General features: G+C 69.0%; 17 protein-coding genes and 1 pseudogene. 7 read left to right on the top strand and 11 right to left on the bottom strand.

Annotated features, from left to right (window positions below; all coding sequences use genetic code 11):
• Positions 1-2: 2 nt before the first annotated feature.
• The 5 genes from G361_RS0128050 to G361_RS0128070 all read right to left on the bottom strand — a co-directional run bounded on the left by G361_RS0128050 (position 3) and on the right by G361_RS0128070 (position 2,569).
• Positions 3-380 carry a DUF5313 family protein gene (locus tag G361_RS0128050; RefSeq protein ID WP_036495936.1) on the bottom strand — a complete coding sequence of 126 codons (378 nt, stop codon included), beginning with the start codon at positions 378-380 and terminating at the stop codon, positions 3-5.
• A gap of 8 nt (positions 381-388) precedes the next feature.
• Complete coding sequence (locus G361_RS0128055) at positions 389-874, bottom strand: MarR family winged helix-turn-helix transcriptional regulator (protein ID WP_019930454.1); 486 nt, start codon at positions 872-874, stop codon at positions 389-391.
• Positions 875-1,011: 137 nt separating this feature from the next.
• Positions 1,012-1,782, bottom strand: coding sequence for a DUF899 domain-containing protein (locus G361_RS0128060; protein ID WP_081635679.1), 771 nt, complete (start codon positions 1,780-1,782; stop codon positions 1,012-1,014).
• 12 nt (positions 1,783-1,794) lie between these two features.
• Positions 1,795-2,148, bottom strand: coding sequence for a helix-turn-helix transcriptional regulator (locus G361_RS0128065; RefSeq protein ID WP_019930456.1), 354 nt, complete (start codon positions 2,146-2,148; stop codon positions 1,795-1,797).
• Positions 2,138-2,569, bottom strand: coding sequence for an SRPBCC domain-containing protein (locus G361_RS0128070; protein WP_026343602.1), 432 nt, complete (start codon positions 2,567-2,569; stop codon positions 2,138-2,140). The genes G361_RS0128065 and G361_RS0128070 overlap by 11 nt, the downstream gene beginning before the upstream one ends.
• A gap of 217 nt (positions 2,570-2,786) precedes the next feature.
• Here G361_RS0128070 and G361_RS0128075 point away from each other — a divergent pair, with 217 nt between their 5' ends.
• Positions 2,787-4,688 (top strand): DUF2075 domain-containing protein, encoded by a 1,902-nt coding sequence (locus G361_RS0128075; RefSeq protein WP_231387111.1) that lies wholly within the window; start codon positions 2,787-2,789, stop codon positions 4,686-4,688.
• A 43-nt stretch (positions 4,689-4,731) separates the two neighbouring features.
• Here the strand turns inward: G361_RS0128075 and G361_RS0128080 are convergent, their stop codons facing one another.
• Entirely contained in the window at positions 4,732-5,400 is a 669-nt protein-coding gene (locus G361_RS0128080; RefSeq protein WP_019930459.1) for a hypothetical protein, read from the bottom strand.
• A 195-nt stretch (positions 5,401-5,595) separates the two neighbouring features.
• On the opposite strand from G361_RS0128080, the gene G361_RS0128085 reads away from it, so the two are divergent.
• Complete coding sequence (locus G361_RS0128085) at positions 5,596-6,657, top strand: dihydrodipicolinate reductase (protein WP_019930460.1); 1,062 nt, start codon at positions 5,596-5,598, stop codon at positions 6,655-6,657.
• Between the two features lie 25 nt (positions 6,658-6,682).
• Positions 6,683-7,369 carry a TetR/AcrR family transcriptional regulator C-terminal domain-containing protein gene (locus tag G361_RS0128090; protein ID WP_019930461.1) on the top strand — a complete coding sequence of 229 codons (687 nt, stop codon included), beginning with the start codon at positions 6,683-6,685 and terminating at the stop codon, positions 7,367-7,369.
• A 9-nt stretch (positions 7,370-7,378) separates the two neighbouring features.
• Here G361_RS0128090 and G361_RS0128095 read toward each other — a convergent pair whose 3' ends face one another.
• Complete coding sequence (locus G361_RS0128095; RefSeq protein ID WP_019930462.1) at positions 7,379-8,116, bottom strand: ESX secretion-associated protein EspG; 738 nt, start codon at positions 8,114-8,116, stop codon at positions 7,379-7,381.
• 405 nt (positions 8,117-8,521) lie between these two features.
• Here G361_RS0128095 and G361_RS47320 point away from each other — a divergent pair, with 405 nt between their 5' ends.
• Complete coding sequence (locus G361_RS47320) at positions 8,522-9,547, top strand: NlpC/P60 family protein (protein WP_019930463.1); 1,026 nt, start codon at positions 8,522-8,524, stop codon at positions 9,545-9,547.
• Here G361_RS47320 and G361_RS0128105 read toward each other — a convergent pair.
• Positions 9,523-10,104 carry a TetR/AcrR family transcriptional regulator gene (locus G361_RS0128105; RefSeq protein ID WP_026343603.1) on the bottom strand — a complete coding sequence of 194 codons (582 nt, stop codon included), beginning with the start codon at positions 10,102-10,104 and terminating at the stop codon, positions 9,523-9,525. The two genes, G361_RS47320 and G361_RS0128105, sit on opposite strands and share 25 nt — an antisense overlap.
• A 195-nt stretch (positions 10,105-10,299) precedes the next feature.
• On the opposite strand from G361_RS0128105, the gene G361_RS0128110 reads away from it, so the two are divergent.
• On the top strand, positions 10,300-11,094 hold the full coding sequence (locus tag G361_RS0128110) for an SDR family NAD(P)-dependent oxidoreductase (protein ID WP_019930465.1): 795 nt from the start codon (positions 10,300-10,302) through the stop codon (positions 11,092-11,094).
• Positions 11,095-11,112: 18 nt separating this feature from the next.
• Here G361_RS0128110 and G361_RS0128115 read toward each other — a convergent pair whose 3' ends face one another.
• The 3 genes and pseudogenes from G361_RS0128115 to G361_RS45160 form a co-directional block, all read right to left on the bottom strand.
• Positions 11,113-12,810 (bottom strand): MFS transporter, encoded by a 1,698-nt coding sequence (locus G361_RS0128115; RefSeq protein WP_019930466.1) that lies wholly within the window; start codon positions 12,808-12,810, stop codon positions 11,113-11,115.
• Positions 12,811-12,820: 10 nt separating this feature from the next.
• Positions 12,821-13,270 carry a MarR family winged helix-turn-helix transcriptional regulator gene (locus G361_RS0128120; RefSeq protein ID WP_019930467.1) on the bottom strand — a complete coding sequence of 150 codons (450 nt, stop codon included), beginning with the start codon at positions 13,268-13,270 and terminating at the stop codon, positions 12,821-12,823.
• Between the two features lie 43 nt (positions 13,271-13,313).
• Positions 13,314-13,628 (bottom strand): annotated as a pseudogene (locus tag G361_RS45160) (nitroreductase family protein); the annotation flags it as partial.
• A gap of 74 nt (positions 13,629-13,702) precedes the next feature.
• Between G361_RS45160 and G361_RS0128130 the strand changes: the two are divergent.
• On the top strand, positions 13,703-14,584 hold the full coding sequence (locus G361_RS0128130) for a sigma-70 family RNA polymerase sigma factor (RefSeq protein WP_019930469.1): 882 nt from the start codon (positions 13,703-13,705) through the stop codon (positions 14,582-14,584).
• A 103-nt stretch (positions 14,585-14,687) separates the two neighbouring features.
• The gene (locus G361_RS0128135) at positions 14,688-15,506 is read left to right on the top strand and encodes an IclR family transcriptional regulator (RefSeq protein WP_019930470.1); all 819 of its coding nucleotides are present in this window, start codon (positions 14,688-14,690) and stop codon (positions 15,504-15,506) included.
• Positions 15,507-15,513: the final 7 nt, after the last annotated feature.

Here is a 15,513-nt window from a genome sequence, read left to right on the forward strand (position 1 = left end):
AATCAGCCACGGCCGTGCCGGGTTTCGTAGGCGGCCCGCTCGGCCGCCGCCCGCGCGCGCTCGCCGGCGTCGGCCAGTTCGGGGTCCAGGCCGTGCGCGATCAGCCGGTGGCGGCGGTACACGTACATCAGCGCGATCGTGAAGTAGATCAGCGGCACGTACAGCAGCGCCATCATCGCGAGGCCGATCCAGAGCGGACCGGGGACCAGGAGGAACAGGCACAGCACCGGCAGGATCGGCACCATGAAGCGCAGCAGGTAGCGGCGGCCGGCGCCGGGGCCGGTCAAATCCCGCAGCACCCAGTCCGACATCGACGGCGGCAGGGTTGCCCCGAAGATGTAGCGCGCCCGCGCAATCGGGTTCGGGCTCCGACCAGTCATCTCCACTCCTAGTTTTCCGAGACCGGAAGTTCTACGGGCACAGCGTGATTGCGCACCGCGGAACGGAGCGCAGCTGTGTTGACCCGGGTGAGGACCTCGCGCAACTCCTCGAGGTCGGCCAGGCTCACGCCCAGCCGTTCGACCACCGCCGGTGGGATGCGCTCGGCTCGGCGCCGCAGCGCGCGGCCGTCCGCGGTGAGGTCGACCAGCAGGGTGCGCTCGTCGCGCGGATCGCGCCGGCGGGTGATGTACCCGGCGGATTCGAGCCGCTTCAGCAGCGGCGACAGCGTCGGCGAATCCAGCTGGATCGCCTCCGCGATGGCCTTGACCGACATCGGTGACTCACCCCACAACGCCAGCATGACCAGATACTGCGGATGGGTCAGCCCCATCGGCTCCAGCAGCGGCCGGTAGATCGCCAGCACGGACCGGTTGGCCACCGCCAGCGCGAAGCACACCTGCTTCTCCAGCCGTAGCGGATCGTCGAACTCCATCACACCTCCCATCGCCACCAACAAAGTACCGCACTAATAGTTAATGCACAAACAGTTAGTGCACATACGACCTCTGCCGGATGCACGACGACGCCCGAACGAGCCCCTTCCCCGGACGGGACTCGTTCGGGTGCGGCTCATTTCACCGGATGGGCACAGCAGTCCGCCGGCTCCTCGCGCAGCGTGATGCCGGTTCCGGCGGCGCCGTTGAGCTGCACCAGCCAGCCCGGCGCGGCCGACTCGGCGCCGGTGTACTCGTCGTGCCAGTTCCACCATTCGTACGGCGGCGTCTGCGGATATCCCTCGGGTGAGTCCTCCCACGACTCCTGCCGCCCGAGGGCGGTGATGTCGAGGTAGTCCCAGGTGCCGCCCATCATCTCGTCGCCGCGGCTGTTGACGAAATAGGTTCGGTAGACGGTGTTCTCGTCGCGGATGAAGGCGTTGGTGCCGTGCCATTCGTCGACGCCGAAGTCGGCGTCGAATCCGTCGGTGAGCGTGTACCACGGCATCGTCCAGCCCATCCGGTCCCGCACCCGCGCGATATCCGATTGCGGTGCGCGCGAGACGAAGACGAGCGTGGTGTCGCGCGCGTTGAGGTGCGCGAGATGGGCCACCTGATCGGCGACCATGGAACATCCCCGGCACGGATGCTCCGGCCAGCCGAACACACCCGGTTCGAAGAAGGCCCGGTAGATCACCAATTGCCGGCGGCCGTGGAACAGGTCGAGCAGGCTCGCCGGTCCCGTCGGCCCCTCGAACACATAGGGGTGCTCGATCGGCAGCCACGGCATCCGCCGGCGCTCGGCCGCCAGCGCGTCCCGGGCCCGGGTCATCTCCTTCTCCTTGTCGAGCAGGCGCAGCCGCGCCGCCTCCCACTCGGTCCGATCGACGATCGGCGGAGTCTTCATCATCGTTGCCTCCTAATCCTTTTCGGCTTCCGGCCGCACCCGGTCGAGATGGTCTCGCAACGCCCCGAGCGGACCGTCCCAGTCACGCGCCAGCGCGGCCAGGAACTGTTGTGCCACTTGCATGGGCGCGGAATGCACCCGATAGCGCACCCGGCGCCGCTCCCCCGGTTCCGCGGTCACCAGACCGGCCTCGGACAGCAATGCCAGATGTTTGGTGATCGCCTGCCGGGAGATCGGCAGCCGAGCCGCCAGATCCGTTGCGGTGGAGGGTCCTTCGGTTGCCAGCGCGGCGAGGATCGCCCGCCGGCTGGGATCCGCCAGGGCAACGAAGACCTGTTCGGCGATCGCCTCGGCGTCAGGCCGCATCGAGATACGCGGCCAGCTTGCCGAGCTCACTCCCCCAACCCTGGGTGTTGGACTCGTGCGCCTTCTCGTACGCCTCGTCCGGCAGCTGCGCGAATCCGGACTCCACCACCGTCAGCCGCGTCCCCGCCCCCACCGGTTCGAGCGTGAACTCGACATAGGTCCGCCGCGGATCGTCGTCCGCCAAACCCATGATCTGCCAGGTGTATCCGAACACCCGCGGCTCCTCGACCCGCTCCACCCGCATCCGCACCGCGAACCCCTCCTTCCACGCCAACCGGGCCGGCCCCCCGGGCCGCAACTCGATCTCCGCCTCATCCCCGAACCACGTCCCCAACCCCTCCGCCGTGGTCAGCGCCTGCCACACCCGAGCCGGCGCATGCGCCAACTCCACCGTCCGCTCGATCCGATCCGGAAACCCCACGAGAACCTCCACTGAGTAGCAACCTGACGGTTGCGATACTATTGCAACCACTCGGTTGCGTCAATGGACCGGGCCGCTCTCACGACGTGAACCACCGAACCGGCCGGACCCACCGCCGGTCCGGTAGGATTCCCGGGTCAGGTTGCGGCCCGACGGGCTTCTGTGCCAACGGATATGCCCCACCGCACGAGAATTCGTGCTGCCCGGGGGTATTCTGTTGCCGAATCAGGTGTATCGGTCGACCGCAGAAGAGGTTCTCGCTCTGCCTGCGGACCAACAACTGTCGGCCATCATCGCCGCACATCTGGGCCGCGTCCCCCGCGCGCGACCGACCGCCGAGCAGCGGTCGTGGGATCGGAGCCTGCCCGCGATCGCCGGTGATCTGGCCGATGTCGGACTCGAGCAGATCGAGATGCTCGTCGAATATCGCCTTCCGTCCTCGAGCCTCCGTCCCGACGTGATCCTCAGCGGTACCCATCCGCAGACCGGCGCGGACAACTACGTCGTCGTCGAGTTGAAGCAGTGGAGCGCCGCCGAACTCGCGTGGAACAGCGATCGCATCGTGCGGGTTCCGCGGCTGGCGGGCGAACATCTGCATCCGATCGATCAGGTGCGCGGCTACTGCCGGTACCTTTCCCAATACGTCGACGTTCTCCACGATCGACCGGACGCGGTGCACGGAGTCGCCTACCTGCACAACGCCACCGAGAATTCGGTGAGCGCGTTGCGCGTCCGGCAACCGGACGACCGGGGCCGGATGTTCACCGGCGAGCAGCGAGACGAATTCCTGACCTACCTGAAGAGCCAATTCGCCCCGGGCTCCGGAACCGGAGCAGCGGATCGGCTGTTGTCCAGCGCCGTGCGTCCCCGGCCGGACCTGTTCGGCTTCACGAGCGCGGAACTTCGTGCGGCGACCGAATATTCGCTGCTGGGCCGGCAGGAATTGGCCTACGAGGCCGTCATGAGCATGGTGCGGCGCGCACAGGAGTCCGATGCCAAGAGCGTCGTGATCGTCACCGGCGGACCCGGTAGCGGTAAGAGCATCATCGCGGTGTCGTTGCTGGCCGAACTGCATCGACAGGGATTGCGGGTGGCGCACGCGACCGGCTCGTCCGCATTCACCGAATCGCTGCGGAAGTTTCCCGGACGGGGGTCGAAGGAACTCCAGACCCTCTTCCAGTATTTCCGGACCTTCGCCGACTATCGGCGGAACCAGCTGGACGTGCTGATCTGCGATGAGGCGCACCGCATCCGGGAAGTCTCGACGAACCGGTTCACCCCGAAACAGCAGCGCACGAAGCGACCTCAGGTCGATGAACTGATGGCGGCCGCGCGGGTGCCGGTGTTCCTGCTCGACGAACATCAGGTGGTCCGGCCGGGCGAGGTCGGCACTGTCCACGAGATCCGTTCGCACGCAGCGCGATCCGATTATGTCGTACACCACATCGAACTCGACGGCCAGTTCCGTTGCGGTGGTAGCGCCGCCTACGACGAGTGGGTGCTGCGCCTGCTCGATCTCCGGGCCGGCGGCCCGACGGCCTGGCCCGGCGATCCCGCCTTCGAGATCCGGATCGCCCCGTCACCGCGGGAGATGGAGAACTTCTTGCGGGACAAGAACTCCGACGGCTGGACCGCTCGTATCGCCGCCGGGTACTGCTGGCCCTGGAGTTCCCCCGAACCCGACGGCACGCTGGTGAACGACGTGGTCATCGGCGACTGGTCGATGCCGTGGAACCTCCGCGGCATCCGGGCCGTCGGCGATGCGCCGCCGAGCCCGGTGTGGGCCTCCGATCCCAGGGGGTTCGGCCAGGTCGGATGCATCTATACGGCACAGGGTTTCGAGTACGACTGGGCCGGGGTGATCATCGGACCGGATCTGGTCGTCCGCAACGGTCACCTCGTGAGTGTCCGCGAGGGCAACCAGGACAAGGCGTTGAAGCACACCAAGTCGAATCCGGTGTCGGACGAGACCTTCGACAAGTCGATCCGGAACATCTACAAGGTGCTGCTCACCCGGGGGATGCGGGGCGTCGTGATCCATGCGGTCGATGCCGAGACGCAGGAATTCCTGACCGGGCTGGTGGAGCCCGCCGGGTCGGGCGGAAACCTGGGCCGGTAGGGGGCCGGTGCGAACGGAAGGGGTTGGGGCGGGGCGGTTGTGGTTATCGGGTGGGGGTGGTGGCTCGGGTGCGGGCGTAGGTGATCACGTGTTCGGCGTAGGGGGCGTCGGTGTCGGCGAAGTGGTTTCGCAGGTGGTCGAAGGCGGCGTCCAGGTCGGGGGTGGGGCCTCGGTCGGCGAGGAGGATGGTGATGGCTTCCCAGGTGTCGGCTCTCGGGTCGGGGATTGCCAGTAGTTCGTCCAGGTAGCGGCCAGGTTCCAGGAGGCGGAGGGCGCGGCGGGCGTAGGTGTGCACGCGGCGGGGCAGTTCGGCGCGGACGGTGTCGATATCGGCCTGCAGGACGTGGCCGCCGGGCTGGTCCGGGTCCAGGCGCACCGACCACAGGCCGGTCTGGTCCGGGGGCAGGCCGTGGTCGGTGAGCAGGCCGGGGCCGGTGGCGGATTCGAAGGGAGTGGGCGGCAGGCCGCGCTGGGTGTTGCGCCAGTTGCAGAATTCCCACCAGGCGGTCGGGGTGGCGCCGAGGCTCAGGCCGAATTCGAGGACCTGCTGACCGCCGGTCCAGGTGCGGAAGGTGCGGGTGCGGCCGACCGTGGCCAGGCCGCCCGGCTCCGGCCGGACCCAGGTGGGCTCGGCGCCGTGGAATCCGTACGACTGCAGCAGTTTCTCCAACTCGCGTAGCACGCGGCGCAGCGCCGACTCCGATCTCACCATTCCCGCAGATTAGCGGGGGTCACCGACAGGTCGGCGGGACGGTCCCGGCGGGTGGCGGGGATTCGGTCGCGATTATTCACCTGGCGGGAAAAATTTTGCGAAACGGCCTCGCCGGGCGCTGCGGCGGGTGTAAGCAGGAAGCCGAACCGGCCGGCATCGCCGCGTGGCCGGACCGTGAGTGAACGAGGTTTTTCGATGCCATCGACCCCCTATCGCGTCGTTCAATGGACGACCGGCAATGTCGGCAAGAGTTCCGTGCAGGCGCTGGCCGCGCATCCGGACATCGAACTGGTCGGCTGCTTCGCCTGGTCGGCGGACAAGGTCGGCCGTGACGTCGGCGAGCTGGCCGGGATCGAGCCGGTGGGGGTGACCGCGACCGACGACGTCGACGCCCTGCTGGCGCTGAAGCCGGATTGCGTGGTCTACAACCCGATGTGGTTCGACGTCGACGAGCTGGTCCGGATCCTGTCCTCCGGCGCCAACGTCGTCGCCACCGCCGCCTTCATCACCGGTCACAACCTGGGCGCGGACCGGGAGCGGATCCAGCAGGCCTGCCTGGTCGGCGGCTCGACCATCTTCGGTTCCGGCAGCAGCCCGGGATATGCGGAGCTGCTGGCGATCGTCTCGGCGAACGCCTGCGACCGGGTCGATCGCGTCACCATCGCCGAATCCGCGGACACCACCTTCTACGATTCCCCGGAGACCGAGAAGCCCGTCGGATTCGGCCGGCCCATCGGCGATCCCGGGCTGCAGGAGGCGGCCGCGAAGGGCACCGTGGTGTTCGCCGAGGCGGTGCGCCTGCTCGCCGACGCGCTCGGCACCGAGCTGGACGATGTGCGCTGCGTCGCCGAATTCGCCCAGACCACAGAGGATCTCGATCTCGGCTCGTGGACCATCGGAAAGGGTTGTGTCGCGGGCACATTCATCAGCTGGCAGGGCCTGGTCGGCGACGAGGTCGTCATCGATCTCAACTTCCGCTGGCGCAAGGGCCAGACGCTGGAACCGGATTGGAAGCTCGACGGCGACGGCTGGAAGATCACCATCGACGGCCGGCCCACGGTGACCACCAGCGTCGGATTCCTCCCGCCGCCGGACTTCCAGGCCCAGACCATGGCCGATTTCATGGTGCTCGGCCACATCCTCACCGCGATGCCGCCCATCCACGCCATCCCGGCGGTGGTCGCCGCCGCCCCGGGCATCGTGACCTACACCGACCTGCCGCTGCCGCTGCCGCGCGGAATCCTGCGGCGGCGCTGATCGGGGCGTTCCGTAGGCTGAGCGGGTGAGCAGCGGATATCCACCCGGCCCGGAGGCGCCCGCGGGCCCTCGGGGCCGGGGCCGGCCCAGCAAGATCAACCGGGACCGTATCGTCGCGGCCGCGCGCGGGCTGGCGCCGGAGAAGCTCACCATGCAGGCCGTCGCCGATTCGCTCGGCGTCGATCGCAAGGCGCTCAACTACTACGTCAGCGACCGGGAGGGTCTGCTCGAACTGGTCGCGCTGGACGCCTTCGAATCCGAGATCGGCCGCGTCGATCTGCCCGCGCACGCCGACTGGCGGCAGGTACTGCGGTCCTACGCGACGGCGACGAAGGAGGCGTTCGCCCGCGTCGGCGTGCTGATCTCCTATGTGCGGTTCGACGGGGTGACCGATACGGCGGCCCTGAAGGTGGTCGAGCGCATCATCGAATCGCTGACCGCCGCGGGTTTCGAGGTCGACGACGCCGGGCGGGCCATCACCCTGGTGTCCGGCGTCGCGCACGCCGCGGCGCGCGAGGCCATGGCGGTGGCCGGGGGCCGCGCCGATCCACAGGCGGAGAATGTGCTGCACGCGCTGGAAACCGCCGCACCGGAACAATTTCCGTTGCTGCACCGGCTGGCCGCCGACCGGCGGGCCCCGGACCGGCCCGACGAGCAGTTCCGCTTCGACGTGGAGGTGATCATCGCGGGTCTCGGGCAGCAGCTGCGCTGAGTCGGCGCCTCAGCCCGCCATCCCGGCGCGCCGCGTGATCTGCGCCGCGAGCTCCTCGGCCGAGACCGCGGTGATGGTGGTCTCGGCGTCGCCGACGTCGACGAGATAGCGGCCGCCCACCCGGGTGTCGGGCAGGACGTCGAACCAGCTGAGATGCTCCACCGGCCGCGCCGCGCCGCGCTCGATGCGCAGATAGCCCTCCGCCGAGCGCGGCGCCCGCAGCAGGACCCGCATGCGTTCCTCGATCGGACGCTGCGCGGCGTCGTCGCGCGTCTGTTCCTCCCCGCGAACCCCGGGAGTGGTGCCGGTCATGGTGCCCGCCGCACCGGCGGCGGCCGGCGGCAGACCGGCCGCGAGATGTCCGCCCAGATGCCCGGGGCCGGTGACGACCAGTCGCAGATCACCGCCGGAATCCGCTGCGGTACCGGGCTTCTGGGACAGTACGACCCCCAGGGGCCCGGATACGGCGCCGAGTGCGCGCAAGCGGACATCGGAGTGGTGCAGTCGCCCCCAGGACACGATCCGCAGATCGGGGTCGGCGAGCGCACGCAGCGGCGCGGTGAGGTCCGGATCGGCGTGCCGTGGGTACCGAGCGCTCACCGCCGCGCGATATCGCACGTGTTCGGTTGTGGTGGTGTGACTTTCGAGGATGCTGATCGGGAACGGCGGCGCGTCCTCCCCGGTCTCGGATTCCCAGACCCACGCGAACTCGTCCGGCGTGAAATTCCAGGAAGTGCGGGCACTCACCGAGCGGCACCCGGCGCCGGAACGGGTCCCGCGCCGACCACGCCGCCGCGCATCCGCGCGCGCGTCATCGCCCGGAAGCGCTGGTCACGGTCCGCGAAGCCCGGGTTCGTCCCTGACTCCTGCGAGGCATCCTGGCGACCGCCCATCGCACAACACCCCCTCGACGAACACGGCATCCGCGGGAGCCGGATCGGATGCCTGGCCTCGGGAGAATAACACGCCGACCGGTCCCGCCCGGCCGGCCGCGGATCCCGGTGCGCGGCTTCGCGGTGACGCGACACCGGAATCGCTGCGGCACAGGTGAATTCGCCACCTGTTCCCATGCATGACGAGTCATGTTCCGAGCGCGGCCCGTATCATGAAGATCGAATTTCGGGTCGGTACGGTTCGACAGGCGGTCGTTCGGTGGCAGAAGACGGCGAGGATTCGGCACTGTCACAACCGGATCCGAGTGACCCCCCGAATCCGTTCGCGGGTGTGCTGCCCGCGGTGGGCGCGATGTTGCGCGGTCTCACCGGTGGCGATCCGGGCAATCCGCTGGCCCGGGTGCCGGATACCGTGCAGCAGTTGGCCGCCGCCTACGGCAGTGGCGCCGCGGCCGCTCCCCCGGTGCCGGAAACCCCGGTGGCGCCGGATATCCGCGTCACCGGATCCCCGACCGGCACGGCGCCCGACTCGGTGGCCGCCACCCAGGCCGGGCACGGCGACACCGGCGCGGCCTACGGCGATATCGACAATCGGCTGTCCGACCGGCTCGGCGGGCTGGCCGACCACAGCAATACCGGCAGGACCGCGATGGATACGCTGGTCCGCGACCTCACCGATCGGCTGACGCAACTGGGGGTCACCGCCGACACCCCGGCGGGCCGGCAGCAGTTGCAGGACACCCTCGGCACCGCCCTGCAGAACGCGCAGAATCTGGTGACCGGATCCAGCGCCGCGATGGATCAGGCCGCGGCGGCCATCGACAGACTCGCCGACGAATTCCTGCCCGGCCACGCCGGCCGGAACGACGCTCCGGCACCGGAATCCGCCGCACCCCCGGACGACAGCCCGCCGAAGCCGGACGACACCCCGGCCGGGAAGGCGGTGCAGGCGGCGCTCACCGAGGTCGGCAAGCCGTATGTATACGGGTCCATGGGACCGAATTCCTTCGATTGTTCCGGGCTGACGCACTATGCCGCCGACGCGGCGGGTGTCGACATCCCGCGCACCGCCGCCGATCAATATCAGCAACTGGACAAGATCGGGATCGATGCCATCCGGCCCGGCGATCTCATTTTCCCGGCCGCGGAATTCAACGGCGGATATCCCAGTCACGTGATGCTCTACATCGGCGACGGGCAATGCGTCGAGGCGCCGACCGCGGGACAGAACGTCCACGTGGTCGCGCTACCGGCGAATTTTCACGCCTCGCGCTGGGCCGGCTGATCGGCGGCGCGGGAGGCGGCGAGGACCATGTCCACCACGGAATCGGCGTAACCGCCGCGCACCGATTTCCGTTCGAAATGCGCGCGATAGATCACCGGGGCCATCAGCAGATCGGTCATGAGGCCGGTATCGGCGCCGGCGGGGAGTTCGCCGCGGGCGATACCGCGGCGTAGCACCCGCTCGTACATGTCGCGCGCGTCGGCCATCGACTTCTTGCGCAGCACTTCGAGTTCCGGTTCCCGGGTCGCCGCGTCGACGAAGGAGGCGAACACCCGGCCGCTGTCGCGGCCGGACACGTAGGCGGCCAACTGCCGCAACAGGGTCAGCAGATCGGCGCGCAACGATCCGGTGTCCGGATCCACCAGCGGCCGCTGCAACGAGGTGATCGCCGCGTGTACCAACTGCGCCCGCGAACCCCACCGGCGGTAGATCGTCGCCTTGCTCACCCCGGCCGTCGCGGCGACCGTGTCCACGGCCAGACCATCGATACCGTGCTCGGCCAGAATGTCGATCGTCGCACGCAGAATCAATTCCTCCGACGCGAGCGGGCGCGGCACGGGCACTCCTTCCGGTGGAATCGGCCGAATCGGTCAAGTGAAACGAAACAGTGTCGTTTATCGTAGTCGATCCCCCGCACCCCACCGGGCCGCGACGGCGTGACCTACACCATTGTCGGCCGCGCGATCCCTCGGATGCGCCGAATCCGCAATGATACGATACGGTCTCGTTCACTTTCATACGGAGGTGCCGGGATGGATCTCGGACTGGCGGGTGCGACCGCGGTCGTGCAGGGCGGCACACAGGGGATGGGGCTGGCCGCGGCGGAATGTTTCGCCGCCGACGGCGCCAAGGTGGCCGTGCTGGCCCGCACCCCGGCGACGCTGGAGAAGACGGTCAGCCGCCTGCTCGAACTCGGCGCCGCGGACGCGGTGGCCCTGCGCGCGGATCTGACCCGTCCCGAGGAGGTGATCGCCGCCTTCGACACCGTGCGCGATCGCTGGGGTGAGCTCAACATCCTGATCAACGCCGCCGGACCCGACACCGGCGGCGGCTTCGAGGACCTCACCGACGAGGACTGGCTGGCCGCAATAGATCTCGGCGTGCTCGGCATGGTCCGCTGTGTGCGGGCGGCGCTGCCGCTGCTGCGGCGCGCGGAATGGGCACGGATCGTGAACATCTCGGCCCACTCCACCAAGCGGCAGACCGAGTCGCTGATCGCCTACACCGCCGCCAAGGCGATGGTCACCAGCATCACCAAGAACCTCTCACTGACCCTGGCGAAGGACGAAATCCTGGTCAACACGGTATCTCCGGGCAGTTTCGCCTCCGAGGGCCTGCAACGCTGGGCCCGCAGCGTCGGCATCGACCCGACCGATCTGCGCGCGGTGATGCGCGGAATAGCCGAGAACTTCGGGCATCCCGCGCATCTGCCGCGAGCCGGCGCACCCGCCGAGATCGGGGCGGTGATCGCGTTCACCGCCTCCCGGCGCAACACCTACATGACCGGAGCCGATATCAACGTGGACGGTGGCTCCGACTTCTGCTGAACGGCAACGACTCCCGGATCAGCCGCGCTCGGCGACCTGCGGCGCGCCGCGCAACGCCGAGGCCAGCGCGGCGATCAGCGTCATGATCGCGGCCGCGCCGAACACGATCAGCAGGCCGTGATGGAACGGCCCCGACACCAGCGCCGGGAAGAACCGCTTACCGGTGAGGGTTTCGGCATCGGCGGCCGGCAGCGTGTTCAGCACACCGGTGGAGCCGAGCAGATGCGCGATCGGATTACTGCCGAGGAAGGTCGAGAACAGCGTGCTGACCGGCGGTAGTCCGGCGACATCGGCGGCGGTGGCGGCCGGTACGCCGTGGTCGCGCAGCCCCGCGGACAGGGTGCCGGGCAACGTGCCGGCCAGGCCGGTGATCATCAGCGAGAACGCGAGCCCGATCGACATCGCGGTCCCGGAGTTCTGGAAGGTCGCGCGCATACCCGAAGCGACACCGCGATATTCGGGCGCGACGCTGCCCATGATCGCGGAAGTGTTGGGCGCGGCGAACATTCCGTGCCCCAGCCCGGCCAGCAAAAGTACCGCTGCGAAGGCCGGATAAGGGAAATCGACCGGGAGCGCGAGCAATCCGAGGAAGGCCGCGGACACCAGCAGCAGCCCGGTGGTGGCGAACAGCCGCGCGCCGAAGCGATCCGACAGCCAGCCGGAGATCGGCCCGCCGAACAGGAATCCGAACGTCAAGGGCAACATGAAGATTCCGGCCCACAACGGGGTGTCCTCGTAGGCGTAACCGTGCAACGGCAGCCAGATGCCCTGCAACCACATGATCAGCATGAACTGCAGGCTGCCGCGCGCGATCGAGGTCAGCAGCGCCGCAAGGTTTCCCGCGGCGAACGCGCGTACCCGGAACAGCGCCAGCCGGAACATCGGCTCGGCGACCCGGGTCTCGGCGACGCAGAACACACCCAGTATCGCCACGCCGCCGATCAGGGCGGCGAGCACGTACGGATTGGTCCAGCCGGTCGAATGACCGCCGTGCGGCTGGATGCCGTAGGTGATCCCGATGAGCAGCGCGCTGGTTCCGGCGGTGAAGGTGGCATTGCCGATCCAGTCGATCCGGCCGGGCCGGCGCTCGCCGATCTCCCGCAGGCTGCGGTACGACCACACCGTGCCGATCACCCCGATGGGCACGCTCACCCAGAACACCGCGCGCCAGTCGATCGCGGCCAGCACCCCGCCGAGCAGCAATCCGAGGAACTGCCCCGCCAATGCGGTGATCTGGTTGATACCCAACGCCATTCCGCGCTGGCGGGCCGGGAAGGCGTCGGTGAGGATGGCCGCGGAGTTCGCGGTCAGCATCGCGCCGCCGAAGGCCTGCACGATCCGGAAACCGATCAGCCACATCGCACCGTGCGCTCCGGTGAACGGATCCACCGACAGCGCAAGCGAAGCCAGCGCGAAGATGGTGAATCCCATGTTGTACATGCGAACTCGGCCGAACATGTCGCCGAGGCGGCCGAGCACGACCACCAGCACGGCCGACACCAGCAGGTAGCCGAGCATCATCCACATCAGATAGCCGATGTTGCCCGGCGCCAGCGGATCCAGGCCGATGCCCCGGAAGATCGCCGGCAGGGCGATGATCACGATCGACGCGTCGACCGTCGCGATCAGCACGCCCAGCGTGGTGTTCGACAGCGCCACCCATTTGTACCGGTCGCCGGTCCGGGGACCGGCGGCCTTCTCATCCACGATCTGCATCTGCTCACCGTCACAATCGTTCCGCGAGCCGATCCAGCAGCGGCAGGGCCGCCTCGAGGACACGCCGTTCGGCCGCAGTGAATTCACTCTCGACAGCGTCGGCCAGATATCGCGCCGACTGCGAACGCCGATCGGCGATCAGCCCGCGTCCGGCGGGTTCGATCGACACCACGGCACGGCGGCCATCGGAACGGTCCGGCCGCCGGGTGATCAGGCCGCGCTCCTCCAGCGCGGCCAGCGTCACCGCCATGGCCTGCGGCCGAACCCCTTCCGCGGTCGCCAGGGCGGTGGGAGAGCTCTCGCCCTCCCGATCCAGCCGGGCGAGTACGGATCTCTCGGACAGCGCCAAACCACCCGCACCGGCCTTGGCCTGCCGCAGCTTGCGAGCGATCCGGCCGACCGCCAGCCGCAACCGCACCGCAGTCTCACCGGCGTCCGCTCCGGACTCGCTCACCACCACGGGTATTTACAATAGGTTGATAAACTCTCGATAACTACCCGAACTAACGATCTGCCTGTTCGTCGACGACGGTGACGGTCTGGGACAGCGGCGCCCGGCGGATCCGCTCGTGCGCACCCGTCTCGTCCTCGTATCCGATCGCCAAGCCGCAGAACAGGATCGAATCCGGCGGCGGCGCGACCACGGCCGCGACCGTGCGGTGATAGCTCGACCACGCCATCTGCGGGCAGCTGTGCAGACCCTCGGCGCGCAGCAACACCATGACCGTCTGCAGATACATGCCGAGGTCCGCCCACTGCGGCGGGCCCATGATCGCGTCGATGTAGCAGAACAGCGCGGCCGGAGCGCCGAAACAGTTCTCTCGTTCCCGTTGTCGTTCGTACCGGTCTGCCTACTGTGTCGACGTTCGGCAACAGGGAAAGGTGACCCGTGATGGACCCCGAATCGGGGCAACTGTTCGACCGGCATCGTGACCACATCCGTGCCGTCGCGTACCGGATGCTCGGCTCGCCGACCGAGGCCGACGACGCCGTCCAGGAGACCTGGCTGCGGCTGGCGGCCACCGGCACCGGCGACATCGACAATCCACCGGCCTGGCTGACGACCGTGGTGTCGCGCATCTGCCTGGACATGCTCCGCACCCGCGCCACCCGCCGGGAGGATCTCGCCGGACAGCAGCTGCCCGACGGCGCCACCTCGGAACGCGACCCGGAAGCCGAAGCGCTCCTTGCCGATTCGGTGGGCCGCGCCCTGCTCGTGGTGCTGGACCGGCTGACGCCGAGCGAACGCATCGCCTTCGTCCTGCACGACATGTTCGCCGTCACCTTCGACGAGATCGCCCCCATCGTCGACCGCTCACCGGCGACGGCGAAGAAACTCGCCAGCCGGGCCCGCGCCAAGGTCCGCGGCCGGCCGGACATCCCCGCCACCGAACTGGCCCGCCACCGCCACACCGTCGAACGGTTCCTCGCCGCCGCCCGCAGCGGCGACCTGGACGCCGTCCTGGACGTGCTGTCCCCCGACGTGATCCGCCGCGCCGACCCGCACGCCCTCGGCCCCGGCCGCCCCGCCGAGGCCCGCGGCGCGGCCACCGTGGCCCGCGAGATCGCCACCTTCGGCCGCAACAGCCGCTTCGCGACCGTCCTCCTCGCCGACGACGCGCCGGCCCTCGCGATCGCTCCCCACACCCGGCTGCACCTACTCGTCCGCTTCACCTTCGACGGCGACCGCATCACCGAATACGAACTCGTCGCGGATCCGGCACGGCTGCAACATATCCGGCTCGCGGTCCTCCCCGACCCCGCACCGGCGTGAGGCGCGGCGATCCGGTGCGCGCCGAACATCCCCTTGGCGGACGGGCTCGGCGCTGCTAGCGTCAAACTAGAATTGATTTCAGTCTTCTCGTGAGGTGGGTGGCATGACCTCGATGCTGACCAGCGATGCCGGGTCGGCGGCGGTGCCGGGTGCACTGCCGCCGTCGATGATCGAACGGATCACGCTGATCATGGATCTGTTCGAGCGACCGCACACCCGGCGCACGCTGGAGCAGGTGTGCCGGTGCACCGGGTTGCCGCGGTCGACCGCGTACCGGATTCTCGAGCAGTTGGTGCGGTTGCGCTGGCTGGATCGCACCGATATCGGGTATCGGCTCGGTAGCCGGGCGCTGGGGCTGGGCGGGCGGGAGATCGGGCACAGCACGCTGCGGGTCGCCGCCGCGCCGGTGTTGCAGGAGTTGGCGTTGCGCACCGAACTGGTGGTTCACCTCGCCGTGCTGGACGGGCCCGACATCTACTATCTGGACAAGGTGGGTGGGCGGTCCGTCGTCGACGTGCCCTCGCGGGTCGGGGGGCGGGCGCCCGCGCACTGCACGGCGCTGGGCAAGGCGATGCTGGCGTGGGTGCCGCCGGAACGGGTGGAGGCGCAGCTCGGCGGGATGCTGTTGCGTTGTACCCCGCGCAGTATCGGCGAATTCGGGGTCCTGCACCGGGAACTGAGCCGGATCCGGACCGGGCACGGGCTGACTTTCGAACGGGGCGAATGCTTTCCGGGGTTCGGTTGCGTGAGTATGGCGGTCCGCAACACCGACGGGCCGGTCGGCGCGCTGTCGGTGGTCGGGACCGCCGATGCCGCGCTGGAACGGGTCGCGCCGCTGGTGATGGAGGCGACGCGCACGGTGGCCGACGCCCTCTACGCCGAGTCGCGCCGGCCGGCCGAAGGGCGTTCGGTCGCGTCCTGATCGCCGT

This window comes from Nocardia sp. BMG111209 (assembly GCF_000381925.1).
Lineage (GTDB): Bacteria > Actinomycetota > Actinomycetes > Mycobacteriales > Mycobacteriaceae > Nocardia.

What these genes read in the sequence shown, in the direction of transcription:
- G361_RS0128050 (WP_036495936.1), bottom strand. Translation starts at nt 380, where the DNA reads ATGACTGGTCGGAGCCCGAACCCGATTGCGCGGGCGCGCTACATCTTC.
- G361_RS0128055 (WP_019930454.1), bottom strand. Translation starts at nt 874, where the DNA reads ATGGAGTTCGACGATCCGCTACGGCTGGAGAAGCAGGTGTGCTTCGCG.
- G361_RS0128060 (WP_081635679.1), bottom strand. Translation starts at nt 1,782, where the DNA reads ATGAAGACTCCGCCGATCGTCGATCGGACCGAGTGGGAGGCGGCGCGG.
- G361_RS0128065 (WP_019930456.1), bottom strand. Translation starts at nt 2,148, where the DNA reads ATGCGGCCTGACGCCGAGGCGATCGCCGAACAGGTCTTCGTTGCCCTG.
- G361_RS0128080 (WP_019930459.1), bottom strand. Translation starts at nt 5,400, where the DNA reads ATGGTGAGATCGGAGTCGGCGCTGCGCCGCGTGCTACGCGAGTTGGAG.
- G361_RS0128085 (WP_019930460.1), top strand. Translation starts at nt 5,596, where the DNA reads ATGCCATCGACCCCCTATCGCGTCGTTCAATGGACGACCGGCAATGTC.
- G361_RS0128110 (WP_019930465.1), top strand. Translation starts at nt 10,300, where the DNA reads ATGGATCTCGGACTGGCGGGTGCGACCGCGGTCGTGCAGGGCGGCACA.
- G361_RS0128115 (WP_019930466.1), bottom strand. Translation starts at nt 12,810, where the DNA reads ATGCAGATCGTGGATGAGAAGGCCGCCGGTCCCCGGACCGGCGACCGG.
- G361_RS0128130 (WP_019930469.1), top strand. Translation starts at nt 13,703, where the DNA reads ATGGACCCCGAATCGGGGCAACTGTTCGACCGGCATCGTGACCACATC.
- G361_RS0128135 (WP_019930470.1), top strand. Translation starts at nt 14,688, where the DNA reads ATGACCTCGATGCTGACCAGCGATGCCGGGTCGGCGGCGGTGCCGGGT.